Origin of the sequence: Polaromonas sp. CG_9.11 (genome assembly GCF_015752225.1) — a bacterium.
GTDB lineage: Bacteria > Pseudomonadota > Gammaproteobacteria > Burkholderiales > Burkholderiaceae_C > Polaromonas.
This window is the reverse complement of sequence record NZ_JADOVE010000001.1, coordinates 285,751-308,660: the sequence shown is the minus strand read 5'-3', so window position 1 is coordinate 308,660 and position 22,910 is coordinate 285,751. Positions and strand designations below refer to the sequence as shown.

The window sequence follows — 22,910 nt, the reverse complement described above, 5'->3', positions numbered from 1 at the left end:
TCTTGTCAGACGCTTGCGGGCTGCTTTTGTGAAGGGTTTTGCTTGGTTTGCGCTTGGGCGAAGCTGTGATTTGAAAAGCCCACGATTATAGCGCCCCCACGCTCCCCACTTCGTGTGGTTCGCTGCCCCCCGAGGGGGCCGCTGCGCCTGCGGCCCGGCAAAGCCGGTTCCGCGGCCCTTGCTGGCTTTGGGAAGCCTTGCGCCTCTTGCCGTGCATTGCCTCGCACCTGGTACTTGGCGTTTCGCGTTTAGAGCTATGCAGTTTTTGCTGCGCCTTCAGAGTTTCGTGCGTTTAAAGTCGCTTATTGGGCTAGATCAGCGCGTGGCAAGCGACAGTGAACTGGCGTACAGGCAGATCGCGGCGGCGGCGGCGACGTTCAGGGATTCTTCGCCGCCGGGTTGGTCGATGCGCACCTTCAGGCTGGCGCGGGCCATGAGGTCATCGCTGACGCCCTGCCCTTCGTGGCCCATCGCCCAGGCGCACGGCATGGGCAATTTCTGCTGATGGACGAAGCTGCCGTGGTGTGAACTCGTCACCACAATCGGCACCGCGAGTTCCGCCAATACCTCGGGGTCAACGCCTTCTACCAGGCGCAAGGCAAAGTGCGCACCCATGCCGGCGCGCAGCACTTTGGGCGACCACAGCGCGGCCGTTCCCTTGAGCGCGATGATCTGGCTGAAGCCGAAAGCTGCCGCACTGCGCAGGATGGAGCCCACATTGCCGGCATCCTGCACACGGTCCAGAATGACCGATGCTGCGCCGGACTGGAGTTCGGGCACGGCTGGCAGTTCGAGCACAAAGCCCATGCGCGCCGGCGATTCGAGTCCGCTGATCTCGGGCAGCAGCGCATCGGCCATCACTATGTTTTTCATAGCTACTGACGCCCAATCAGCATGCGCAAGAGGCCAAAAAGACTCTGAAAATACGGCCAGTGCAGGTTTCAGGCCGCGTGCCAGTGCAGCACGGCACAGGTGGTCGCCTTCCAGCCAGACGCGGCCCTGCTTGCGGTAAGCGGTGTTGTCGTGCGACAGCCGGTGCAGGTCCTTGACCAGGAGGTTGTCGCGTGACGAAACATGCGTGACGGGAACGGAAAAGCCGCTGCTCATCGCAACACCCCGGCCACGGGCGCAAACGAACGCCGGTGCTGGGGGCAGGCGCCGTGCTGGCGCAAGGCGGCCAGGTGTTCGGCCGTGCCATAGCCCTTGTGGCCGGCAAAACCGTACTGCGGGTACTGCAGGTGATAGTCGCCGCACCAGCGGTCGCGGTAGACCTTGGCCAGAATCGACGCCGCCGAAATGGCCGGCACCAGTGCATCGCCCTTGACAATCGCCTCGGCCAGGATCAGCAACCGGGGCAGCTGATTGCCATCAACCAGTACTTTTGAAGGCTTGAGCCGGAGGCTTTCCACCGCCCGCTTCATCGCCAGCAAGGTCGCCTGCAGAATATTCAGGCGGTCAATTTCTTCCACGGTCGCCATGGCAATCGAGCAGCACAGCGCCTTGGCCTGGATTTCGTCATAAAGCTTCTCGCGCCGCAGAGCCGTGAGTTTTTTTGAATCGGCCAGGCCCGCAATGGGATTGAATGGGTCCAGAATGACGGCGGCCGCAACGACCGGCCCGGCCAGCGGCCCGCGCCCGGCTTCATCGACTCCGGCCATCAAGCCAGGCGTGTCCCACGAAAGGACAGTCTGCTCAGGTTTCAAGGATTTTCTGGATTGCATCGGTGGCCAATTGGGAAGTGTCTCGCTGCAGTTCTGCATGCAGTTGGGTGAATCGCTGTTCGACGGCCCTTATTTTTTCAGGGGCCGAGGATTTTGCATCAATCCATTCACGCAACGCGTGCGCCAGTGCCACGGGCGATGCCTGGTCCTGCAGCAGTTCAGGCACGACAAAATCGCGGCACAAAATATTCGGCAGGCCGACCCAGGGCTGCAGTTGCTTGCGCTGCATGATCTGCCACGACAGCCAGTTCATGTTGTAGGCAATCACCATGGGACGCTTGAACAACGCCGCTTCCAGCGTCGCAGTGCCGCTGGCAATCAGCGTGACATCGCAGGCAGCCAGTACGGTGTGCGACTGGCCTGCGACGATCTGCATATGGGCGCGGACGCCAGCCTGATCCGCCAGCTGCTCGATCAGGTCTTTCAGCGCGGGAATCGCCGGCACTATGAATTGAATAGCGGGATGTGACTGCTTGATCAGCGCTGCAGCCTGAAAAAATCGAAAAGCCAAGTACTCGATTTCCGATTTCCGGCTGCCCGGCAAAATGGCGACGACCGTGTCTTCGTTGCACAAGCCCAGCGCGTGCCGGGCCGCCTGGCGGTCCGGCTGCATCGGAATCGCGGCCGCCAGCGGATGGCCAACATAGGTCGCGGCAATTCCGTGGGCTGCCAGCAGGGCCGGCTCAAACGGAAAGATGCACAGCACATGGTCCACGCTGCGCCTGATTTTTTCCACCCGGTCAGCCCGCCAGGCCCAGATGGAGGGACAGATGAACTGCACCGTCCTGATACCCTCGGCCTTCAGCGCCGCCTCCAGCCCGAGGTTGAAATCAGGGGCATCGATGCCGATGAAAACATCGGGACGCGGCCCTGGGCCCGTCAACAAGCGCTTTTTCAGTTGCTCGCGGATGCCAGAAATTTCACGGTAGTGGCGCAGCACCTCGACATAGCCGCGCACGGCCAGTTTTTCGCTCGGCCACCAGGCCTGGAATCCCCGACAGGCCATTTGCCCACCACCGATGCCGCCAGACGTCAGGGCCGGCCAGCGCGACTTGAGGCCGTCAAGTAGCAAGCCTGCCAGCAGGTCACCCGAGGTTTCACCTGCGACCATGGCAATGTTGGGAGCCGAGGGTGCGCTTGAATCATAAGAAGACCCCTCCTCGCTCCGGGGGCGCGGAGGTCGTGACACGGCCAACATTGCGGCCCTAGCGAACGATTCCGCGCTGCGGCGTGGCTTGCTCTAAAAACGAGAGCATCATCTGCACGTCTGGCTTGGATTCTGTATGCTTTTTAGTTAATTCAGCGATCTGCAGCTTGGCCTGTTCCAGCGTCAGGCCGTCACGGTACAGCGCCTTGTGCATGGCCTTGACGGCTGAAATACGGTCGGCCGAAAAACCCCGGCGGCGCAAGCCTTCAAAGTTCATCGAGCGCGCTTTGGCGGGCTGGCCCTGGCACATGACAAAGGGCGGCAAATCAGCCAGCACCACCGAAGAAACGGCAGTAAAACTGTGGGCGCCCAGCCGCACGAACTGGTGCACTCCGGTGAAGCCGCCCAGGATCACCCAGTCGTCAATATGTACATGGCCGCCCAGCGTGGTGTTGTTGGCAAAAATCGTGTGGTTGCCCACTACACAGTCGTGCGCCACATGCACGTAAGCCATGATCCAGTTGTCGTTGCCCATGCGGGTCACGCCCAGGTCACCGGGCGAGCCGATGTTGAAGGTGCAGAACTCGCGAATCGTGTTGCGGTCACCAATCACCAGCTGGCACGGCTCCCCTGCGTATTTCTTGTCCTGCGGCACGCCGCCCAGCGCATTGAACTGGAAAATGCGGTTGTCAATGCCAATGCTGGTGTGGCCTTCGATCACGCAATGCGCGCCGACCGTCGTGCCCGCGCCTATGCTGACATGGGGGCCGATCACCGTGTAAGGCCCGACGATCACCGAACTGTCGAGCTGGGCCTGGGGGTCAACCAGGGCCGTCGCATGGATGCCCGAAGGCGCGGCTGGCAGCGTCATGACCGCCTCCTCAGGCCACCGTGCGCATGGTGCACATCAGTTCGGCCTCGCAGGCAATGTTTCCGTCGACGCGGGTCACGCCCTTGAACTTGAAAATACCGGCCTTCATACGCAGCAGGCTCACATCCATGATCATCTGGTCGCCAGCGGTCACGGGACGCTTGAAGCGCGCGCCATCAATGCCGGCAAAGTAATAAACCGTCTTGTCGTCAGGCGTGACGCCCAGCGTGGAGAAAGACAGCAACGCCGCCGCCTGCGCCATCGCCTCGATCATCAGCACGCCAGGCATGACCGGATGCTTGGGGAAATGGCCCATGAAAAAAGGCTCGTTGATGGTGACGTTTTTCAACGCCTTGATGCTTTTCCCGGTTTCGATCTCCAGCACCCGATCGACCAGCAAGATGGGATAACGGTGCGGCAATAACTTGAGAATCTGGTGAATGTCCATCATGATTTTTCTTTTTTGAGGCTGTCCTGCAGTTGCAGCAGGTTTTTTTCTGTTTGTTTGAGCCGTTCACGCAGCGCATGAAGCTGCTTGAGCGTGGCGGCATTTTTTTCCCAGGCGGCATTGTCGTCGATGGGGAACAGGCCGGTGTAATGGCCAGGCTTCAACAGCGATCGGGTCACGGTCGTGGCGGCCGATACATGCACGCCATCGGCCAGCCGCAAATGACCCAGTACGATGGCGCCGCCCCCCACGGTGCAATGCGCGCCAATCGTCGCGCTGCCAGCGACACCGGCGCAGCCCGCCATCGCGCTGTGCTGGCCTACCCGCACGTTATGGCCGATCTGCACCAGGTTGTCGAGCTTGACACCGTCTTCGAGCACGGTGTCCTGAAGGGCGCCCCGGTCAATACAGGTATTGGCGCCGATTTCCACATCATTGCCGATGCGCACCGCGCCCAGCTGCTCGATCTTGACCCACTGGCCTGCATGCGGGGCAAAGCCGAATCCGTCCGCGCCAATCACGGCGCCTGGATGGATGATGCAGCGCTCGCCGATGCTGCAGCCTTCAGCCACGGTTACGCGTGCCGAAAGCCGGCTGCGCGCACCAATGAAGGCGTTCACACCAATGACACATTGAGCGCCGATCCGCGCGCCTTCGCCAATCACCGCACCGCCATCAATGCAGGCGAACGCGCCTATCGACACATTCGGGCCAATGCTGGCGGTCGGATCAATGAAGGCGCTCGAATGGATGGCAGGCGCGGCATCCGGTGCATGCAGCCGTTTCCAGAGTTGGGTAACCAGGGCAAAGTAATGGTAAGGATCGTCCACCACAATGCACGGACCGCGCTTCAGGGCGGCATCGCGCAGGGAAGGCGCGACGATCACGCAGCCCGCCGCTGTTTGCGCAAGCTGGGCAAGGTACTTCGGATGGCTGAGGAAGGTCAGGTCGTTCGGACCCGACGCTTCCAGCGTTGACAGACGGTCAATCAGCAATTCCGGATTGCCTACCAGTTCGGCCGGCACCTGGTCAGCCAGCAGCCGGATGATGTCAGCAAGTTTAAGCGTCATGAGGAATTTGGCCTTTCCCCGCTCATGCGCATGCGGGCCACTGGAAAAATTACTTGGAAGCGTTCAGCGCCTTGATCACCTTGTCGGTGATGTCATGCTTGGGATTGACGTACACCGATTCCTGAAGAATCAAGTCGTATTTTTCGCTTTCCGCCAGGGTTTTGACGACCTTGTTGGCGCGCTCGATGACCAGTTGCAATTCTTCATTCTTGCGGGCACTTAGGTCTTCCTGGAATTCGCGGCGCTTGGTCTGGAAGGTCCGGTCCTGATCAACCAGTTGCCGCTGGCGCACGGTGCGCTGGGTTTCCGCCAGCGTCGGGGCTTCACGCTCGAACTTGTCCGATTGCGTCTTCAGCTGGCTACCAAGGTCAGTCAGTTCCTTTTCACGCTTGCTGAATTCCTGTTCCAGCTTGGTCTGGGCAGCCTTGGCCGAATTGGCCTCGCGGAAAATGCGGTCAAGGTTGACGACGCCCACCTTGAATTCCTGCGCGCTGGCCGAAAAGCCGGCAATTGCCATCACCAGGCCGAGGAGAATTTTGCTGGAAAAATTTTTCATTAAAAAGAGGTACCAATTTGGAATTGCAAACGTTCGATTTTATCGCCGGCCTGTTTACGCAGCGGCACGGCATAGGCTATGCGCAGCGGGCCGACGGGAGAAATCCAGCTGATGCCCAGGCCGGTTGACGCCCTGAGGCCATCGGGGCCGCTGAGTTTATAGCTGTCCTTGAACACGTTGCCGGCGTCAACAAATCCGTACATGCGCAAGGTGCGGTCGTTTCCGGCACCTGGAAACGGTGCGATCAGTTCGGCGTTGAGCGTCAGCTTTTTCGGTGCGCCAACGGACAGGCCGGAGCTGTCGCGAGGGCCCAGCGATCCCTGCTGGAAACCGCGCACCGAGCCCAGGCCGCCCGAATAGTAATTCTTGAACAGTGGATATGGTTGGCCGTTCAGCCCTTTTCCCCATCCCAGTTCGCCGTTCAGGGCCAGTGTGAATTGCTTGTTCAACGGGATGTACTGCTGGACTTGGTAATTAGCCCGCACAAAGCGGATATCACCGGCAATACCCCAGTCGCCATAGACACGCTGGAAACGTCCGGAAGTCGGCACCAAGGCACTGTCACGGCTGTCGCGCGACCATCCCACGGTCAAGGGAATGGAGTTGCTTTTTTCGCCAAACTTATTGATGTAGTCTTGGTAGCTGACCGGCAGGTTGTTGCCAGGAACGATCGTCAGCGACTCGTAGCCGGAGCCAAAGTACACCGTGTCGGTTTCGGTAAACGGAACGCCAAAACGGATGCTCGCGCCGCGCGTCTTCAGTTTGTAGTCGCCACCCTGCCCTGAAAGGGGCTGCGACGTCCGGTCGTAAACGTCGATGGAGCGAGAAATTCCGTCAGCGGTGAAATAGGGGTCGATCGTGCTCAACACCAACTGGCGATTCGATTTGCTGGTGTTGACTTCAATGCCCAGGTAGTTGCCGGAGCCAAAGACGTTTTCCTGCTTGATGCCGAACATCAGCGAAACGCTGTCGGCGCTGGAATAACCGGCGCCGAGTTGCAGGTTGCCGGTGGGCTTTTCAGCAACATTGACGGTGATGTCCACCTGATCAGGCGTGCCGGTCACTTCTTGCGTTTCCACATTCACTTCGGTGAAGAATCCCAGGCGGTCGACGCGGTCACGCGAAAGGCGGATCTTGTCGCCGTCATACCAGGACGATTCGAACTGCCGGAACTCGCGGCGCACAACTTCGTCGCGGGTGCGGTTGTTGCCCGATACATTGATGCGCCGCACGTAGGCGCGGCGGGAAGGCTCGGCCTGAAGCACAAAAGCGACGCGGTTGTTTGTACGGTCGATGTCGGGAACCGCCTCGACCCTGGCAAAAGCAAAGCCAAAGACGCCGAAGTGGTCAGTAAATGCCTTGATGGTTTCAGCCACCGCATCGGCGTTATAGGGCTCGCCTGCCTTGATGGCAACCAGCGACTTGAATTCTTCATCTTTGCCCAGGAAGTTGCCTTCCAGCTTGACGCCGGACACCACAAAACGCTCACCTTCAGTCACATTCAGCGTGATGGCAATGCTCTGCTTGTCGGGAGAAATCGCCACCTGCGTGGTATCAACCTTGAACTCCAGGTAGCCGCGCGACAGGTAATACGAGCGCAGGACTTCAATGTCAGCATTCAGCTTGGCACGCGAATAACGGTCGGACTTGGTGTACCAGCTCAGCCAGCCGCCGGTATCCAGATCGAACAGGCCGAGCAGCGTCGACTCGCTGAACGCCTTGTTGCCGGTGATGTGGATTTCCTTGATTTTTGCCACATCACCTTCGACCACGTTGAACGTCAGGTTGACGCGGTTGCGCTCGATCGGCGTGACGGTGGTGATGACCTCAACGCCGTATAGGCTCTTGTTGATGTACTGGCGCTTGAGTTCCTGCTCGGCCTTGTCAGCCAACGCCTTGTCGAATGGCTGGCCGTCAGCGATACCGGCATCGCGAAGCGCCTTTTTCAACACGTCCTTGTCAAACTCCTTGGTGCCGACAAAGTCCACGTCGGCAATGGTGGGACGCTCTTCGACAATCACCACCAGCACATCGCCATTGACTTCAAGCCGCACATCCTTGAAAAGGCCCAGACCAAACAAGGCGCGAATGGCGCTTGAGCCCTTGTCGTCGTTGTAGGTTTCACCCGCCCGAAAAGGCAACGAAGCAAAAATGGTGCCGGGCTCGACGCGCTGCAGACCTTCGACCCGGATATCCCGAACGGTGAAAGGATCAACGGCCCAAGCCGTGTTGGCGAGAAACAGACTGGCGACGACGGCACAGACAGCACGAACTTGATGACGATTTAATTTCTTTTGCATGAATTGGTAGGAGTTAGCCGACAAGCCGGGCGACATCGTTGAAAAGGGCAATGCTCATCATGCCCAGAAGAATCGCAACGCCACCGCGCTGCAAACGGTCCATCCAGGCGTCTGACACGCCCCGGCCGGTGATCCATTCCCAAAGATAATACATCAGGTGCCCACCGTCCAGAACCGGCAACGGCAGCAGGTTCAGAACACCCAGGCTGACGCTGACCAGGGCCAGAAATACCAGATACGACGTCCATCCCATGGTGGCAGACTTGCCGGCGTAGTCGGCAATGGTGAGCGGGCCGCTCAGATTCTTCAGCGATGCTTCGCCGATGAGCATTTTCCCCATCATCTTGAGCGTCAGCGCAGACACTTCCCAAGTCCGGACAGCGCCTTGCCACAGGCCATCAAGCGGTCCGTAACGTACCGTGACGAATTCGGGCGGTGCGCCGACGTAAGCGCCGATGCGCGCCACTGCAACATTGTTTTCCTGTCGGATTTCAGGCGCGACCTGCAGCGCCACGGACTGCCCTGCCCGCATAACCTGCCAGGGTTGCGGCACAACGGCGCCCTGACTTGCGCCTGGCGATTGGGCATGGGCACGAATCGTTTCGCGCAATTGCTGGCCATCAACGATCGAGATATCGCCAATGCGCTGGACCACATCGCCCGCCTTGAGGCCTGAGTTTTCAGCGGCGCTGGCCACCATGACCTCCCCGATCACCGGTGCGGTCCACGGACCGACAATGCCAATTTTTCGGAACAACTGGGCATCAGCATCAGCTGCATTGAGCTTGCTGAGCGGCAACACAACCGTTCGTGTCGATGCGCTGGCGTCGTCGCCTAGCACCAGCTGCAAATCCCGCCCATCAAGCGCGCCCTGGGTCAGGCGCCAGCGCAGGTCTTCAAACGAACGAACTGTTTGCAGCTCCTCGCCGTCGAAAGCCGCCTTCTGGACAATCTCGCCGCCGCTCAGCCCGGCCCGCTCTGCCAGAGAGCCGGCCACCGGAGTGGCCAGAATCGCCTTGGGTTCTTGCACACCACTCCAGTTCACCACCGCATACAGCAGCACGGCCAGTAGCAGGTTGGCCAGCGGCCCGGCCGCCACGACCGCGGCGCGGGACTTGAGCGGCTGGGTATTGAACGCCAGATGGCGCTCGGCCGGATCGACCGGCGCTTCCCGTTCGTCGAGCATCTTCACATAGCCGCCGAGCGGCAGCATGCCGATGGAAAAATCAGTGTCCTTGCCCTTGAGGCGCCAGGTGAATATTGGCTTGCCAAAGCCGATAGAAAACTTCAACACCTTGATGCCGCAGGCCACGGCTACCCGATAGTGACCGTATTCGTGCACGGCAATCAGGATTCCAAGCGTCACCAGAAAGGAAATCAGCGTCAGCATGTCAGGACTCCAGTCGTTCGGCAATATGACCCGCAACCCGGCGCGACTGGGCGTCGAGCGCCAGCAGGCCTTCAATATCGTGGATATCAGAGACGCAAACCGCTTCAAGCGTTGCATGGTTGACCTGATGAATCTGGTCAAAGCGGATTCGCCTGTCCAAAAATGCAGCCACTGCTATTTCATTGGCAGCATTCAGGACGGCGGCGCTACCGACGGGCGCCTTGAGCACCTCCCAGGCCAGCGTCAGGCCCGGAAAGCGCGCAGCGTCGGGGACTTCAAACGTCATGTTCGCCAGGTTGGTGAAGTCCAGCGTCTTGGCCCCGGAAGTGATGCGCTCGGGCCAGGCCAGGCCATAGGCAATCGGCACCCGCATGTCGGGCGTTCCCAATTGCGCCACCACCGAGCTGTCGTGGTACTGGACCATGGAATGGATGATGCTTTGCGGATGGATCACCACTTCGATTTGCGTCGGTGCCATGCCAAACAGGTATTTGGCCTCGATGACTTCGAGCGCCTTGTTCATCATGGTGGCTGAATCGACCGAAATTTTGCGTCCCATCACCCAGTTCGGGTGCGCGCACGCCTGTTCGGGGGTGACATGGCGCAAGCTGGCAGGCGCGTGGGTGCGAAATGGGCCGCCTGACGCGGTCAGGATGATTTTTTCAACCCGGCGCGGCCAGCTTGCCACATCATCGGGCAGCGACTGGAAGATGGCCGAATGCTCGCTGTCAATCGGCAACAGCCTGGCCCCCCCGGCTTCAACGGCCCGCATGAACACGTCGCCACCGACCACCAGTGCCTCCTTGTTGGCCAGCAGCAGGCGTTTTCCGGCCCGTGCCGCAGCCATGCAGGACGGCAACCCGGCAGCGCCCACAATCGCCGCCATCACGGCATCGACCTGATCGTGCGATGCTATCGTTTCAAGAGCATCCTGCGCACACAGGACTTGCGCAGACAGCCCATTTGACTTGATTTTTTCAGCCAGCAAGCGGGCATGCGGCTCGCTGACCATCACGGCGTACTGCGGTTTGAACTGCGCGCACTGGGCAAGCATGAGATCGACCTGTGTGGCGGCACTCAACGCAAACACCTCGAAACGGTCAGGGTGCCGTGCAATCACCTCCAGCGTGCTGACGCCAATGGAGCCGGTAGAACCCAGGACGGTAATGCGCTGCTTTTCGAAAGTCATGGATGAGAGGGTCCAGCCGCAAAGGGTTACAGGGTGATCAGCATCATGGCCAGCGGCAAGGTGGGCAACAGTGCATCGACACGGTCGAGCACGCCGCCATGGCCGGGCAGCAGACCGCTGGAATCCTTGACACCGGCGCTGCGTTTGATCAGCGACTCGACCAGGTCGCCCACCACGCTCATGGCCGCCAGAAAAATAACAGCCAGCAGCATCAAGGCGATGCCGTGACGCTGGGCCAGTTGGCTGTAGAGCGTATTGCCGCCCCAGAAAACCCAGGCCAGCGAAAGCGCAACCACACCGGCCATGCCGCCCCAGACCCCTTCCCAGCTTTTGCCGGGACTGATGGACGGCGCCAGTTTGCCCTTGCTGAAGCGACCACCCAATGCACGGCCGGCGAAGTAAGCAAAGATGTCAGCTGCCCATACCAGCACCAGCACTGACAACAGGAACTCAATGCCCATGACACGCGCCTGGGCAATCGCCAGCCACGCCAGCCACAGCGCGACCAGTCCGCCGCAAAGACGCAACGCCTTTGGAATTCTGGACCAGCCGGCAACGCCGACACGCAAAAGCCAAGCACCTGCCACTACCCAGGCAGCACCTGAAGCAGCCCAAAGAAGAGGCAGCGGCCGATCAAGCAAACCGCCGTACCATGACAAGCCGCAGGCCAGGACGCACAACGTTGCCAACGCGAATGAGCCGTCCTGCCCGAAGGCATTGAGCCGGCCCCACTCCCAGGCTCCTGCGGCAATCATCAGCAAGGCCAGGACGCAAAAAGGCACCGGTGTCCTGTAGAAAAGAGCAGGAAGCAAAATCGCCAGCAGAACGATAGCAGTGATGACACGCTGTTTAAGCATCAGGCAGCGTTTTCAGTGGAAAGCTTGTGCGGCGTGCCCAACTGGGCCGAGGTCTTGCCGAAGCGGCGTTCGCGTGCGCTGTAGGAGGCAATCGCTTCGTCGAGCGCCGCATCGTCGAATTCAGGCCAGAGGCGATCTGAAAAATACAGTTCTGAATAAGCAGCCTGCCAAAGCATGAAATTGCTGATGCGCAGTTCCCCGCCGGTGCGGATCAGGAGATCGGGATCCGATACATGCGCTAGCGCCATTGCCCTGTCCAGGGACTGCTCGGTGATGGCTTCGCCCCGGCTGGCCAGTGTCTGCGCCGCTTGGGCAATGTCCCAGCGTCCGCCATAGTTGAAACACACATTGAAGATCAGTCGATGGTTTCCCGCTGTATTGAATTCGGCCTTCAGCAGGCCAGCTTGGACTTTTTCGGAAAGCCGTTGGCGATCTCCGATGAAGTGAAGCTGGACACCGTTGGCGTTCAGGCGTGGCACTTGCTTGGCCAGCGCGAGCACTAGCAAATCCATCAATCCAGATACTTCGTCCGACGGCCGGTTCCAGTTTTCGGAGGAAAAAGCAAACACCGTCAGCACGTGGACACCACGCTCAAGGCAAGACTTCACGCAGTCACTGAGCGCATCAACGCCCTGCTTGTGACCTGCAATGCGTGGCAAAAAGCGTTTCTTGGCCCATCGGCCATTGCCATCCATGACGATAGCAATATGGTGTGGAACGATCAGGGCGGAAGTGGCCATGGGCTGTTTCGGGCCAGATGAGGCGAGGTCAAACCGCCATCAGGTCATGTTCCTTGCTGGCAACCATCTTGTCGACCTCAACAATGAAACGGTCAGTGGATTTCTGGACTTCATCCTGGGAACGGCGTTCGTCGTCCTCGGAGGCCAACTTGTCCTTGACCAGTTTCTTGACGCCGTCATTGGCATCGCGGCGAAGGTTGCGGATGGCCACTTTGGCATGCTCGCCCTCGGCACGCACGACTTTGGTGAGTTCCTTGCGGCGCTCTTCGGTCATGGCTGGCATCGGAACGCGGATCAGGTCGCCCTGCGACGCCGGATTCAGGCCCAGATCGGAATCGCGGATGGCTTTTTCGATCTTGGCGCCCATTGCTTTTTCCCATGGCGAAACGCTGATGGTCCGGGCATCGAGCAGCGCCACATTGGCCACTTGGCTAATGGGCACCATCGAGCCGTAATAGTCCACATGCACAGTATCCAGCAGACCGGGGTTGGCACGGCCGGTGCGAATTTTGGTCAGGTTGTGCTGGAAGGACTCCAGGGATTGCTGCATTTTTTGCGTTGCCTGCTGCTTGATCTCAACAATGCTCATTATCGAATCTCCTGATAACTGAATTCAAAAAAATGCAAAACCGCTCTCATGCGCCAGACAAGTTCAGACGTGGACCAGGGTACCCTCATCCTCGTCCATGACCACGCGCTTGAGCGCACCATGCTTGAAAATGCTGAAAATCTTGATCGGCAGTTTTTGGTCGCGGCACAACGCGAACGCCGTGGCATCCATCACTTCAAGATTTTTTCCGATGACTTCATCAAAACTGATGTTGGTGTAACGAGTTGCCGTAGGATCCTTTTTCGGATCTGCGGAATAAACACCGTCAACCTTGGTCGCCTTGAGCACAATTTGGGCACCGATTTCAGCACCGCGTAAGGCAGCGGCCGTGTCGGTGGTGAAAAACGGATTTCCCGTGCCAGCCGCAAAAACCACTACCTTGCCCTCTTCCAAATATTGCAGAGCCTTGGGCCGGACATAAGGCTCGACCACCCGCTCGATGGCAATGGCAGACATCACCCGGGCAATCAGGCCGGCCTTGTCCATGGTATCGCCAAGCGCCAGGGCATTCATGACCGTGGCCAGCATGCCCATGTAGTCGGCCGTAGCGCGGTCCATGCCAACTGATCCACCAGCCACGCCGCGAAAGATATTACCGCCACCGATGACCACAGCCACCTGGACGCCCATGCGCGTGACCTCGGCAATTTCCTCCACCATGCGAACGATGGTTGCGCGGTTGATGCCGAAGGCGTCATCGCCCATCAGAGCCTCACCTGACAGTTTTAACAAGATGCGCTTGTAGGCTGGCATGCAGAGGCTTTCGTGATGGAATGAGTAGGAGAAAAAGGACCTTCCGGATGGACGCAAAGGCTCAGGCGCCTTTGGCGGCGGCCACTTGGGCAGCAACTTCGGCAGCGAAGTCGTCAACCTTCTTTTCAATGCCTTCACCGACGACATACAAGGTGAAGGATTTGACAGTGGTCGCCTTTTCTTTGAGCATCTGCTCGACAGTCTGCTTGTCGTTCTTGACGAACGTCTGGTTGTTCAGACTGACTTCCTTCAGGTATTTCTGAACGCCGCCCTCGATACGCTTGGCGACGATCTCAGCGGACTGGATTGGCTTGCCAGCGGCCTGCGCGACCGACGCGTCTTCCGCAGCCTTGGCAGCAGCGACCGAACGCTCCCTGGCGACCAGATCGGCCGGCACATCGGCGCTGGACAAAGCCACGGGCTTCATGGCGGCCACATGCATGGCCACGTCCTTTGCAGCGGCTTCGTCGCCTTCAAACTCGACCACCACACCAATGCGCGTGCCGTGCAGGTAGGCAGCGGACTTGCCATCGGCAAAGCGCTTGAAGCGGCGAACCGTCATGTTTTCACCGATCTTGCCGATCAGTCCGGTGCGCACATCTTCCACGGTAGGACCGAAGCCGTCCATGGACAACGGCATTGCCGCCAGGGTTGCCAAATCGGCAGGGTTATTCTTGACAATGCCTTCGGCGACCGCTTCAGCAAAAGCCAGGAAACTGTCGTTCTTGGTCACAAAGTCAGTTTCGCAGTTGATTTCCACCAGCGCGGCATTGTCGCCTTCGCGGGCCATGGCCACCACGCCTTCAGCGGTGATGCGGGATGCCGCCTTACCAGCCTTGCTGCCGAGCTTGACACGCAGCAGTTCTTCAGCTTTTTCGAAGTCGCCTTCAGCCTCGGTCAGCGCCTTTTTGCACTCCATCATCGGCGCGTCGGTCTTGGCGCGCAGTTCAGCCACCATCTTTGCAGTAATTGCCATTGCCATTTTTAATTCTCCGTAATTTCGTTTCGACCTGGAAGTGCGCTTAGAACAGCGTCCTTGGTCTCGTTAGCTTGCAAAAAAGGGGCTACGCGAGCCCCTTTTAAGCGCTTGGCCCGAGGCCATTGCACTTTAGGAGGCTGCGTTTTCCACTTCGACGAACTCGTCCGAGCCTTCGTCAGACACAGCGCGGACAACGTTGTCCATGGCGCTGGCGCGGCCTTCGATAACGGCGTCGGCAATTCCGCGGGCATACAATGCCACAGCCTTTGATGAGTCATCATTGCCAGGAATCACATAGTCGATGCCCAGAGGGGAATGATTGGTATCGACCACGCCGATCAGTGGAATGCCTAGTTTCTTGGCCTCGAGGATGGCAATCTTGTGGAAACCAACGTCGATCACGAAGATGGCGTCTGGCAGAGCGGTCATGTCCTGAATGCCGCCGATGTCTTTTTCAAGCTTTTCGATTTCGCGCTTGAACGTCAGCTGTTCTTTCTTGCTGATGGTGTCCAGGCCGGCTTCCTGCTGGGCCTTCATTTCCTTGAGGCGCTTGATCGAGGTCTTGACCGTCTTGAAGTTGGTCAACATGCCGCCCAGCCAGCGCTGGTCAACGTAAGGAATGCCGGCGCGCTGTGCTTCTGCAGCAACGGTTTCGCGGGCAGTACGCTTGGTGCCAACCATCAGGATGGTGCCATTGTTGGCGGTCAGTTGCTTGGCGAATTTCATCGCCTCCTGGAACATCGGCAGCGATTTTTCCAGATTGATGATGTGGATGCGGTTGCGATGGCCAAAAATGAATGGGGCCATTTTTGGATCCCAGAAGCGGGTTTGGTGACCGAAGTGGACGCCGGCTTCCAGCATTTCGCGCATGTTCGTTGACATAATTCATAACTCCAAAGGTTGTTTCTAAAACCAGCGCTTATCGCCGGAAGAATTTCCGGACAACACCTTGTGTGGCTGGTTTGCGATTTACCTTGCAAACGACCTTGTTGTCATTTGCAAAGGCTGCTGAGTATAACATTCCCTCCCCATGAACCTGAACACCTCCCCATCTCCGACCGACCTTCATGCCGCGCAGCAATCCGTCCAGGATGGGCAGAACAGCACCGAGGAAATCCTTACGCAGGCAGCGGCCATCGCCTTGGGCGACGCCTGCCGCCATGCCTTCATGCCCAACCAGGCAGATGGCACACCCAACGCATCATCACCTGACGCCATCAGCGATCCGGCTCTGCTACTGGCCGGCATTCCGGTTTCGATAAAGGATCTTTTTGATGTGGCTGGCCAAGTCACGATGGCCGGATCGACTGTGCTTGCCGCATCGCCGCCCGCCCAGGCCGATGCGATTGCCGTTGCACGTTTGCGCGCGGCGGGCGCGGTGTTGGTCGGCCGCACCAACATGGTCGAGTTTGCTTTTTCAGGAGTAGGCATCAATCCTCATTACGGCACGCCGGTGAATCCAGCCGATGTCGACATCGAGCGCATCCCGGGTGGCTCGTCATCAGGTGCGGCCGTCTCGGTCGCCACTGGGGCGGCTTTGGTGGGACTGGGCTCTGACACTGGAGGCTCGCTGCGGATTCCTGCAGCGCTGTGCGGCATCGTTGGCTTCAAAAGCACCGCGCGCCTTGTGCCGGTGGCCGGCGCCGTGCCGCTTTCGAGTAGCCTTGACACGGTAGGCGCGCTGACCCGCTCGGTGCGCGATGCGGTGGCGGTGCATGAAATCCTGTCGGCACGAACCGTCCAACTGACCGGCAAACCACTGTCATCGTACCGGCTGGCGGTCGTCCGCAACCTGATGCAGGACGGGCTGAGCAGCACGGTGGCCACATCATTCGAGAAAAGTTTGCAGCGATTGCGCCAGGCGGGCGCTCGGATTGAAGAGATACCGCTGGAGGAACTCGAAGAACTGGCCACCATCAATGCTACGGGCGGCCTGTCAGCAGCCCAGAGCCACGCCTGGCACCGCAGGCGACTCATCGACCACGAGGCGCAATACGACCCGCGCGTGGCGCTTCGCATCCTGCGCGGCGCCCGAATGAGCGCTGCGGACTACATCGACCTGCTGGCTGCTCGGCAGGACTGGATTGCACGCATGGAAGTGCGGCTGAACAGTTTTGACGCCGTGCTTTCGCCCACCGTGCCCATCGTCGCCCCGTCGATTGCCAGCGTGCTGCACAACGACGATGAATTCTTCCGCATCAATTCACTATTGCTGCGTAACACCTCGGTAGTCAATATGCTCGACGGCTGTGCCATTTCCATTCCTTGCCACACGCCGGGCCAGTTACCGGTGGGACTGATGCTGTGGCATGCAGCACTGCATGACGATGCAGTGCTGGACTTGGCGCTGCAGGTCGAGACAGCACTAGCGCATCACACATAACAATAGCAACGTTCACTTGCTGGTATGGCGGTAACAGCCTTTTTTATCAAAATATGAATCGCCTCCCAACGACATGGTGGATGGCTTGCCCCCCGTCATGCGCCGGCGCATGAGGGCAGCAGTTGTCGGTTCCGGCATCACCGCGGCATATGAATTGGCCATGGATGGGCATGAAGTCACGGTTTTTGAGCGCCGAAGCGCGGCCTCAAAGGAAGCCAGCATGACTGAACCGGTATCTTCGGCTCGGTTACGTCACGCCCAAAGCCGCACCGGGAATACCGGGCAAGGTGCTACGGGACCTGTTCAGCCACCATGCGCTGGTCTGGATCGCTAAGCGGCGCCAGCGCACGCGCTTTAGCGTACCTGTGGTTTGAAGGCTGGCTGAAATTGACCTGAAAGGATTTGATGGCAGCCACCTGATAAAAAACCCCGTTGTCATTGCGGACTTGTCCTACACGCTCTGTAACAGAGCCGTTGCGGCTCGGGCAGGAGAAAGCTTTACAGTGATTCCAGTCCCGGCATGTTGCACCGGGCAAATCATTCTGATTGGAGAACTCCTATGGGCATGTTCAGTTTTATCAAAGAGGCCGGCGAGAAGTTGTTTGGTCGCGGCGAAGCCAAAGCGGCCCAAGAAGCCGCAGCCGCAACACCCACGCCCGAAAATGTTGCCGCTCTGAGCAAGACTGCCGGCGATGCGATTGCTGCCTACATTAACAATCAGGGCCTGAAGGTCGAGGGCCTGCAGGTAAGTTTTGACGCGCCCAGCAGTACGGTGACGGTGGCCGGCGTGGCGCCCGACCAGGCGACGAAGGAAAAGGTGCTGCTGTGCTGCGGCAACGTGGAAAAGGTGGCTGCGGTCAAGGACATGATGACTGTCGCCAGCAGTTCGCCCGAATCGAAGATGTATGTGGTCGTCAGCGGTGACAACCTGTCCAAGATCAGTAAGCAGTTCTACGGCTCTCCCAACAAATACACACAGATATTCGAGGCAAACAAGCCCATGCTGAGCGATCCGGACAAAATCTATCCGGGACAGGTTCTGAGGATTCCACCTGATGCCTGACTCCCTGTAGCGCCTGCACACCAGGCGGTGCACTGATCAGCCCGGTTCGCCGGGCTTTTTTGCGCTTTTTGTCAGGACAAACGCTTTGCTGGAAAGCCCGAAATAACGGCAAACCTTCACAATGGCGGAATGCAAAAAATAGCCAGTCTCACAAGTCATCCGCTTTACGATGTTGCCGGTACACGCCTGATCGAGCAGCAGATGGCCGAGGAGCTCGCCCCGCACACGCTCATGCAGCGCGCCGGATTTTCGGTTGCGCGTCTCGCATTGGCATTGGCACCGCATGCACGCTGCATCTGGATCGCGTGCGGGCCCGGCAACAACGGCGGCGATGGTTTCGAAGCAGCGCTGCACCTCCACCAATGGGGCAAGTCCGTGGTCTTGACTTGGACCGGTTTGCCGTCTGGCAAGACTGAACTCCCGCTGGATGCCCAGGCGTCGCGCCAGCGGGCCCTGACGGCGGGTGTGGTCGTGGCCAGCAAGCCGCCCCCAGACTTTGATCTGTGCATCGATGCGCTGCTCGGCATCGGCGCCGTACTCGACCCGGCGCGGCTTGGGAGCGCCCTGATGCAGGAATGGCTGGATGTCATGGAATGCAGTCCGGCGCTGCGGCTGTCGGTCGATGTTCCGACCGGGCTGAATGCTGACACCGGCGCGCCAAGCTTCAAGACAACTACTAAATACATAGCAAATAATGCTTATGCAGCATGCGCAAACCGTCTTTTTACCTTGAGTTTATTGACATTGAAGCCAGGCTTGTTCACCGCCAGCGGACGGGACTGCGCAGGCGAGGTATGGTTTGACCATCTCGGGGCCAGCCTCGCGCACCCTGCCGACCAGGCATTCACCACCGAACCTTGCGTCTGGTTGCTAGGGGCAGACCGCACCTGCCAGACCTCGCGCGCTCAGGCAGCGCATGCCAGCCACAAAGGCAGCTTTGGCGATGTCGCGGTGATCGGAGGCGAATCGAGCGTCTCCACGCACATGACCGGGGCGGCATTGCTGGCCGCCAGTGCGGCCCTGCATGCAGGCGCCGGCCGCGTGTTCGTGGCTTTGCTTGGCAATGCGCCCGGTTTGCACGTTGACACGGAACAGCCTGAATTCATGTTCCGCTCGCCAGACGCGCTGGACATGGCAAATCAGGTCATCGTGTGCGGCTGTGGCGGCGGCCAATCGGTGGCCTCCATCCTTCCAAAGGTGCTGTCAACGGCCAAGAGGCTGGTACTGGACGCCGATGCACTCAATGTAATAGCCGCCGACCCGCAACTACAGATCCAGCTCAAGGCCCGACATGGCCGCGGCTACAGCACGGTGCTCACGCCCCACCCGCTTGAAGCGGCTCGCCTGATCAGCAGCAGCGCTGCGGCGGTGCAGGCCAACCGGCTGAACACAGCAGTTCAACTCGCCGAACGGTTCAGCTGTGTGGTGGTGCTCAAAGGCTCTGGAACGATCGTTACCGGACCGGCCCAGCTCGCCTGGATCAACCCGACCGGCAATGCGCTGCTGTCAACTGCCGGCACTGGCGATGTACTGGCAGGATTGATGGGCGCTTATCTGGCGAGGGGCCAAAGCAGTCTGGAGGCGGCTCACAACGCTGTGTTCGAGCATGGCCGGAGGGCTGATACCTGGGCCGCAAGCAGGCCAGGCATGGCCTTGACCGCGTCAAGGCTTGCCCGATGGCAGGCCGTCTAAATCAGGACCATCATGCCAATCTGGAGCACGACCAGCAGGACCAGGGCCGACAGGTCAACACCGCCAATGGTGGGAATCACCCGCCGGAACGGAGCCAGCAGCGGCTCGGTCAGCCGGGCAAGCAGCCCATACACCCAGGAGCCCGGCTGAACCCAGGACAAGATGGCATAGCCCAGGACCAGCATGAAGATGGTCTGCAGCGCAACCCGAAGCAGCATCTTGACGGCAATCAGGGGCAGCATCAGAAAAACTCCCGGCGTCCAATCCAACCCGTCTTCGCCAACATTACCCAAGACGCCAAACAGCAAGCCCACCAGCGCCGCATAGGCCAGCGCCATCAACGTCGCTGCCAGCACACTGGCCCAGTCCACGCGGGACTTGGTCCAAACCTTGGGCAGGGAACGGCGCAACGGCTTGATCAACCAGTCCGTCAAGGCCATCACGAAGCTGCCAGGCTGGCCAGTCATGCTGACGCGCAGCCAATTCATCCAGGCGCGCAGGAGCGACGCAGCAATCAGCACAAAAAAGACTGTTTCCAGCAGGAACGCGAGAATTCGGATCAGCATAGGTGTCCACCGGCTTGGTACATACAAGATTTCATACTGCCCTATCGACGGGGCTTGTTGCCATGTTTCGGTACCGCGCCGGCGGCTGGTTTTTTTGCCGCGGACTTGCGCGCTCGGGGCGGCGAAGGCAATGCACTGTCAGACGGAGCCTGGCGGCTCTTGTTGCCCAAGTCACGCTCGCTACGCCCGCCGTGCCGTGATCCGGGGCCGCGATCCTGCATGGGCAATTCGCCCGCAGCGCCGCCGGCCTTGTCTTTCATGGCCCGGCTCACCAGCCCTGCCTTGTCCTCACCCTCGTGCACCAGGCGGAAATCGATTTTCCGGCCATCCAGATCGACGCGGCTGACTTGCACGCGCAGCCGGGTGCCCAATGCATAGCGCATGCCGCTGCGCTCGCCGCGTAATTCCTGCCGGGCTTCGTCAAAGCGGTAGTATTCGCCGCCCAGTTCGGTGATGTGCACCAGACCTTCGACATACATGGCGTCGAGCGTCACAAAAACCCCGAAACTGGTTGCCGCCGTGACCACGCCGCCAAACTCCTCGCCCAGATGCTCGCGCATGTACTTGCACTTGAGCCACGCTTCCACGTCGCGGCTGGCTTCGTCAGCCCGGCGTTCATTGCCACTGCAATGCAGTCCAGCTGCCTGCCAGGCCAATTGGTCCACACTGGCTTTTTTCGGCTTTTCAGTCGGTTCCTTGACGCGGGCTGCCAGCCGCTTGGAAAGTTTGGCTTGCGCTTCGCCCGGTGTCGGTAACACCGGCAACTGGTATTTCGTCTTTTTAAGGATCGCCTTGATCACACGGTGCACCAGCAGGTCAGGATACCGGCGGATCGGACTGGTGAAGTGCGTGTAGGCCTCGTAGGCCAGACCAAAGTGGCCCGCGTTCATCGGCGTGTAAATCGCCTGCTGCATGGAACGCAGAAGCATGGAGTGAACCTGCTGCGCATCCGGCCGGTCCTTGGTCGCCTTGGCGATTTGCTGGAACTCGCCAGGCGCCGGGTCGTCGCTGACTGCCATGCCGATGCCGACCGCCTTGAGATAGTTGCGCAACAGCTCAATCTTCTCGGGTGTCGGGCTTTCATGGACACGAAACAGCGCCGTGTGCTTGCTTTGCGCGATAAAGTCGGCAGAGCAGACATTGGCCGCCAGCATCGACTCTTCAATCATCCGGTGTGCCACATTGCGGGTACGCGGAATAATTTTCTCGATCCGACCGACCTCATCACAGACGATCTGTGTTTCCGTCGTTTCAAAATCAACCGCGCCGCGCATGCCACGTTCCTTGAGCAAGGCTTGGTACACCTCGTGCAGATGCAAAAGGTGCGGCACGATTTCCTTGCGGTGCTGCGCTTCCGGTCCACGGGTATTGCTCAGAATGGCCGCCACTTCGTTGTAGGTCAGGCGCGCCTGGCTGAGCATCACTGCCGGGTAGAACTGGTAAGCGTGAACCTCGCCTTTGGCATTGACAAGCATGTCGCAGACCATGCATAGCCGCTCGACATGCGGGTTGAGCGAGCACAGGCCGTTGGACAGCTTTTCAGGCAGCATGGGAATCACGCGGCGCGGAAAATAGACGCTGGTGGCACGGTCATAGGCGTCAATGTCAATTGCGCTTCCGGTCTCGACGTAATGGCTGACATCTGCAATCGCCACCAGCAGGCGCCAGCCCTTGCTGCGCCCCACCTTCACGGGCTCACAGTACACCGCATCGTCGAAGTCGCGCGCGTCCTCGCCATCGATCGTCACCAGGGTGATGTCGGTCAGGTCAACCCGATGCTGTTTGTCGATAGGACGGACCGCATCGGGTAAGACACGCGCGAGCGCCAGCGCGTTGTCGCTGAAGATATGCGGCACGCCGTATTTACGCACGGCTATTTCGATTTCCATTCCCGGGTCGTCGATTTCACCCAGCACTTCCGTCACACGTCCCACCGGCTGGCCGAACAGGGCCGGCGGCTCGGTCAGTTGCACGACCACGATCTGGCCGGTCTTGGCAGTGCCGGTGGCGCCCTTGGGAATCAGCACATCCTGACCGTAACGCTTGTCTTCGGGCGCCACCAGCCAGACGCCGCTTTCCTGAAGCAGGCGGCCGATGATCGGATTCGGCGAGCGCTCGATGATTTCGGTGACTCGGCCCTCGGGCCGGTTCTTTCGGTCATGCCGCACGATGCGCGCCTTGACGCGGTCGTTGTGCAGCACGGCACGCATTTCATTCGGCGGCAGGTAGATATCTGCCTCGCCGTCGCTTCGCTGGACGAACCCATGACCATCGCGGTGGCCGGACACAATGCCCTCGAATTCAGCGAGGAGTCCGGCGGTCGCACCGGAATTGGAAAGATTTGTTTTGATAAGAAGTCTCTTTCATGGAATCGCGCTGGAGAGGACTGTCCCGCTAAAGCGCGTGAAGAATGTAAATTGGCCAGTTCCGTTTGATGTTGTATCAGTTTAGAACCAGATACTAGCCGCGATTTGTGAAAAGCCTATGTTCACGTTCAATGGAACGGTTGATCTGATTCAGGAATGAAAAACTGAGTCTGTTTTCGTGACGCCATTTCGTCACCGATCAACATTTT

The 22,910-nt window shown here is 59.4% G+C and carries 22 protein-coding genes and 1 pseudogene; 5 read left to right on the top strand and 18 right to left on the bottom strand.

The window, feature by feature from the left end:
- Nucleotides 1-315: 315 nt before the first annotated feature.
- The 16 genes from IWX85_RS01510 to rpsB form a co-directional block, all read right to left on the bottom strand.
- Complete coding sequence (locus tag IWX85_RS01510) at nt 316-1,107, bottom strand: RNA methyltransferase (RefSeq protein ID WP_196868495.1); 792 nt, start codon at nt 1,105-1,107, stop codon at nt 316-318.
- Nucleotides 1,104-1,721, bottom strand: a complete 618-nt coding sequence (gene rnhB / locus IWX85_RS01505) for a ribonuclease HII (RefSeq protein WP_196868494.1) — start codon at nt 1,719-1,721, stop codon at nt 1,104-1,106. The genes IWX85_RS01510 and rnhB overlap by 4 nt, the downstream gene beginning before the upstream one ends.
- Nucleotides 1,693-2,832, bottom strand: coding sequence for a lipid-A-disaccharide synthase (gene lpxB, locus IWX85_RS01500; RefSeq protein ID WP_196868493.1), 1,140 nt, complete (start codon nt 2,830-2,832; stop codon nt 1,693-1,695). The genes rnhB and lpxB overlap by 29 nt, the downstream gene beginning before the upstream one ends.
- A 94-nt stretch (nt 2,833-2,926) precedes the next feature.
- Nucleotides 2,927-3,739: an acyl-ACP--UDP-N-acetylglucosamine O-acyltransferase gene (gene lpxA, locus IWX85_RS01495; protein WP_196868492.1), complete on the bottom strand. Its 813-nt coding sequence runs from the start codon at nt 3,737-3,739 to the stop codon at nt 2,927-2,929.
- Nucleotides 3,740-3,749: 10 nt separating this feature from the next.
- Nucleotides 3,750-4,190 carry a 3-hydroxyacyl-ACP dehydratase FabZ gene (fabZ, locus tag IWX85_RS01490; RefSeq protein ID WP_036810831.1) on the bottom strand — a complete coding sequence of 147 codons (441 nt, stop codon included), beginning with the start codon at nt 4,188-4,190 and terminating at the stop codon, nt 3,750-3,752.
- On the bottom strand, nt 4,187-5,257 hold the full coding sequence (gene lpxD, locus IWX85_RS01485; RefSeq protein ID WP_196868491.1) for a UDP-3-O-(3-hydroxymyristoyl)glucosamine N-acyltransferase: 1,071 nt from the start codon (nt 5,255-5,257) through the stop codon (nt 4,187-4,189). Before lpxD ends, fabZ begins: the two co-directional genes overlap by 4 nt.
- A 49-nt stretch (nt 5,258-5,306) precedes the next feature.
- Entirely contained in the window at nt 5,307-5,813 is a 507-nt protein-coding gene (locus tag IWX85_RS01480) for an OmpH family outer membrane protein (protein WP_036810825.1), read from the bottom strand.
- Nucleotides 5,813-8,113, bottom strand: coding sequence for an outer membrane protein assembly factor BamA (bamA, locus tag IWX85_RS01475; protein ID WP_036813795.1), 2,301 nt, complete (start codon nt 8,111-8,113; stop codon nt 5,813-5,815). The genes IWX85_RS01480 and bamA overlap by 1 nt, the downstream gene beginning before the upstream one ends.
- 13 nt (nt 8,114-8,126) lie before the next feature.
- Nucleotides 8,127-9,503, bottom strand: coding sequence for an RIP metalloprotease RseP (gene rseP, locus IWX85_RS01470; RefSeq protein WP_196868490.1), 1,377 nt, complete (start codon nt 9,501-9,503; stop codon nt 8,127-8,129).
- A 1-nt stretch (nt 9,504) separates the two neighbouring features.
- The gene (ispC, locus tag IWX85_RS01465; RefSeq protein WP_196868489.1) at nt 9,505-10,692 is read right to left on the bottom strand and encodes a 1-deoxy-D-xylulose-5-phosphate reductoisomerase; all 1,188 of its coding nucleotides are present in this window, start codon (nt 10,690-10,692) and stop codon (nt 9,505-9,507) included.
- A gap of 26 nt (nt 10,693-10,718) precedes the next feature.
- On the bottom strand, nt 10,719-11,549 hold the full coding sequence (locus IWX85_RS01460) for a phosphatidate cytidylyltransferase (protein WP_196868488.1): 831 nt from the start codon (nt 11,547-11,549) through the stop codon (nt 10,719-10,721).
- Complete coding sequence (uppS, locus tag IWX85_RS01455; RefSeq protein WP_196868487.1) at nt 11,549-12,289, bottom strand: polyprenyl diphosphate synthase; 741 nt, start codon at nt 12,287-12,289, stop codon at nt 11,549-11,551. Before uppS ends, IWX85_RS01460 begins: the two co-directional genes overlap by 1 nt.
- 28 nt (nt 12,290-12,317) lie before the next feature.
- On the bottom strand, nt 12,318-12,878 hold the full coding sequence (gene frr / locus IWX85_RS01450) for a ribosome recycling factor (protein ID WP_036810815.1): 561 nt from the start codon (nt 12,876-12,878) through the stop codon (nt 12,318-12,320).
- 63 nt (nt 12,879-12,941) lie between these two features.
- Nucleotides 12,942-13,652, bottom strand: coding sequence for a UMP kinase (pyrH, locus tag IWX85_RS01445; RefSeq protein WP_036810813.1), 711 nt, complete (start codon nt 13,650-13,652; stop codon nt 12,942-12,944).
- A gap of 61 nt (nt 13,653-13,713) precedes the next feature.
- Nucleotides 13,714-14,628: a translation elongation factor Ts gene (tsf, locus tag IWX85_RS01440; RefSeq protein ID WP_196868538.1), complete on the bottom strand. Its 915-nt coding sequence runs from the start codon at nt 14,626-14,628 to the stop codon at nt 13,714-13,716.
- A 132-nt stretch (nt 14,629-14,760) separates the two neighbouring features.
- Nucleotides 14,761-15,513, bottom strand: a complete 753-nt coding sequence (gene rpsB, locus IWX85_RS01435) for a 30S ribosomal protein S2 (protein ID WP_036810810.1) — start codon at nt 15,511-15,513, stop codon at nt 14,761-14,763.
- Between the two features lie 148 nt (nt 15,514-15,661).
- Here rpsB and IWX85_RS01430 point away from each other — a divergent pair, with 148 nt between their 5' ends.
- From IWX85_RS01430 to IWX85_RS01420, 4 genes and pseudogenes are all read left to right on the top strand, one after another.
- Nucleotides 15,662-17,014, top strand: a complete 1,353-nt coding sequence (locus IWX85_RS01430) for an amidase (RefSeq protein WP_196868486.1) — start codon at nt 15,662-15,664, stop codon at nt 17,012-17,014.
- 109 nt (nt 17,015-17,123) lie between these two features.
- A pseudogene (locus tag IWX85_RS20850) lies at nt 17,124-17,234 on the top strand (NAD(P)-binding protein); the annotation flags it as partial.
- A gap of 339 nt (nt 17,235-17,573) precedes the next feature.
- Complete coding sequence (lysM, locus tag IWX85_RS01425) at nt 17,574-18,077, top strand: peptidoglycan-binding protein LysM (protein WP_196868485.1); 504 nt, start codon at nt 17,574-17,576, stop codon at nt 18,075-18,077.
- 129 nt (nt 18,078-18,206) lie between these two features.
- On the top strand, nt 18,207-19,769 hold the full coding sequence (locus IWX85_RS01420) for an NAD(P)H-hydrate dehydratase (protein WP_196868484.1): 1,563 nt from the start codon (nt 18,207-18,209) through the stop codon (nt 19,767-19,769).
- Here the strand turns inward: IWX85_RS01420 and IWX85_RS01415 are convergent.
- Both IWX85_RS01415 and rnr read right to left on the bottom strand, forming a co-directional pair.
- On the bottom strand, nt 19,766-20,335 hold the full coding sequence (locus IWX85_RS01415; protein ID WP_036810799.1) for a YggT family protein: 570 nt from the start codon (nt 20,333-20,335) through the stop codon (nt 19,766-19,768). The genes IWX85_RS01420 and IWX85_RS01415 overlap by 4 nt on opposite strands.
- Before the next feature lie 41 nt (nt 20,336-20,376).
- Nucleotides 20,377-22,623, bottom strand: a complete 2,247-nt coding sequence (gene rnr, locus IWX85_RS01410; RefSeq protein ID WP_370584156.1) for a ribonuclease R — start codon at nt 22,621-22,623, stop codon at nt 20,377-20,379.
- On the opposite strand from rnr, the gene IWX85_RS20235 reads away from it, so the two are divergent.
- The gene (locus IWX85_RS20235; protein ID WP_231379444.1) at nt 22,600-22,770 is read left to right on the top strand and encodes a hypothetical protein; all 171 of its coding nucleotides are present in this window, start codon (nt 22,600-22,602) and stop codon (nt 22,768-22,770) included. The two genes, rnr and IWX85_RS20235, sit on opposite strands and share 24 nt — an antisense overlap.
- Nucleotides 22,771-22,910 lie beyond the last annotated feature (140 nt).

What these genes read in the sequence shown, in the direction of transcription:
- IWX85_RS01510 (WP_196868495.1), bottom strand. Translation starts at nt 1,107, where the DNA reads ATGAGCAGCGGCTTTTCCGTTCCCGTCACGCATGTTTCGTCACGCGAC.
- rnhB (WP_196868494.1), bottom strand. Translation starts at nt 1,721, where the DNA reads ATGCAATCCAGAAAATCCTTGAAACCTGAGCAGACTGTCCTTTCGTGG.
- lpxB (WP_196868493.1), bottom strand. Translation starts at nt 2,832, where the DNA reads ATGGTCGCAGGTGAAACCTCGGGTGACCTGCTGGCAGGCTTGCTACTT.
- lpxA (WP_196868492.1), bottom strand. Translation starts at nt 3,739, where the DNA reads ATGACGCTGCCAGCCGCGCCTTCGGGCATCCATGCGACGGCCCTGGTT.
- fabZ (WP_036810831.1), bottom strand. Translation starts at nt 4,190, where the DNA reads ATGATGGACATTCACCAGATTCTCAAGTTATTGCCGCACCGTTATCCC.
- lpxD (WP_196868491.1), bottom strand. Translation starts at nt 5,257, where the DNA reads ATGACGCTTAAACTTGCTGACATCATCCGGCTGCTGGCTGACCAGGTG.
- IWX85_RS01480 (WP_036810825.1), bottom strand. Translation starts at nt 5,813, where the DNA reads ATGAAAAATTTTTCCAGCAAAATTCTCCTCGGCCTGGTGATGGCAATT.
- bamA (WP_036813795.1), bottom strand. Translation starts at nt 8,113, where the DNA reads ATGCAAAAGAAATTAAATCGTCATCAAGTTCGTGCTGTCTGTGCCGTC.
- rseP (WP_196868490.1), bottom strand. Translation starts at nt 9,503, where the DNA reads ATGCTGACGCTGATTTCCTTTCTGGTGACGCTTGGAATCCTGATTGCC.
- ispC (WP_196868489.1), bottom strand. Translation starts at nt 10,692, where the DNA reads ATGACTTTCGAAAAGCAGCGCATTACCGTCCTGGGTTCTACCGGCTCC.
- IWX85_RS01460 (WP_196868488.1), bottom strand. Translation starts at nt 11,549, where the DNA reads ATGCTTAAACAGCGTGTCATCACTGCTATCGTTCTGCTGGCGATTTTG.
- uppS (WP_196868487.1), bottom strand. Translation starts at nt 12,289, where the DNA reads ATGGCCACTTCCGCCCTGATCGTTCCACACCATATTGCTATCGTCATG.
- frr (WP_036810815.1), bottom strand. Translation starts at nt 12,878, where the DNA reads ATGAGCATTGTTGAGATCAAGCAGCAGGCAACGCAAAAAATGCAGCAA.
- pyrH (WP_036810813.1), bottom strand. Translation starts at nt 13,652, where the DNA reads ATGCCAGCCTACAAGCGCATCTTGTTAAAACTGTCAGGTGAGGCTCTG.
- tsf (WP_196868538.1), bottom strand. Translation starts at nt 14,628, where the DNA reads ATGGCAATTACTGCAAAGATGGTGGCTGAACTGCGCGCCAAGACCGAC.
- rpsB (WP_036810810.1), bottom strand. Translation starts at nt 15,513, where the DNA reads ATGTCAACGAACATGCGCGAAATGCTGGAAGCCGGCGTCCACTTCGGT.
- IWX85_RS01430 (WP_196868486.1), top strand. Translation starts at nt 15,662, where the DNA reads ATGAACCTGAACACCTCCCCATCTCCGACCGACCTTCATGCCGCGCAG.
- lysM (WP_196868485.1), top strand. Translation starts at nt 17,574, where the DNA reads ATGGGCATGTTCAGTTTTATCAAAGAGGCCGGCGAGAAGTTGTTTGGT.
- IWX85_RS01420 (WP_196868484.1), top strand. Translation starts at nt 18,207, where the DNA reads ATGCAAAAAATAGCCAGTCTCACAAGTCATCCGCTTTACGATGTTGCC.
- IWX85_RS01415 (WP_036810799.1), bottom strand. Translation starts at nt 20,335, where the DNA reads ATGCTGATCCGAATTCTCGCGTTCCTGCTGGAAACAGTCTTTTTTGTG.
- IWX85_RS20235 (WP_231379444.1), top strand. Translation starts at nt 22,600, where the DNA reads ATGACCATCGCGGTGGCCGGACACAATGCCCTCGAATTCAGCGAGGAG.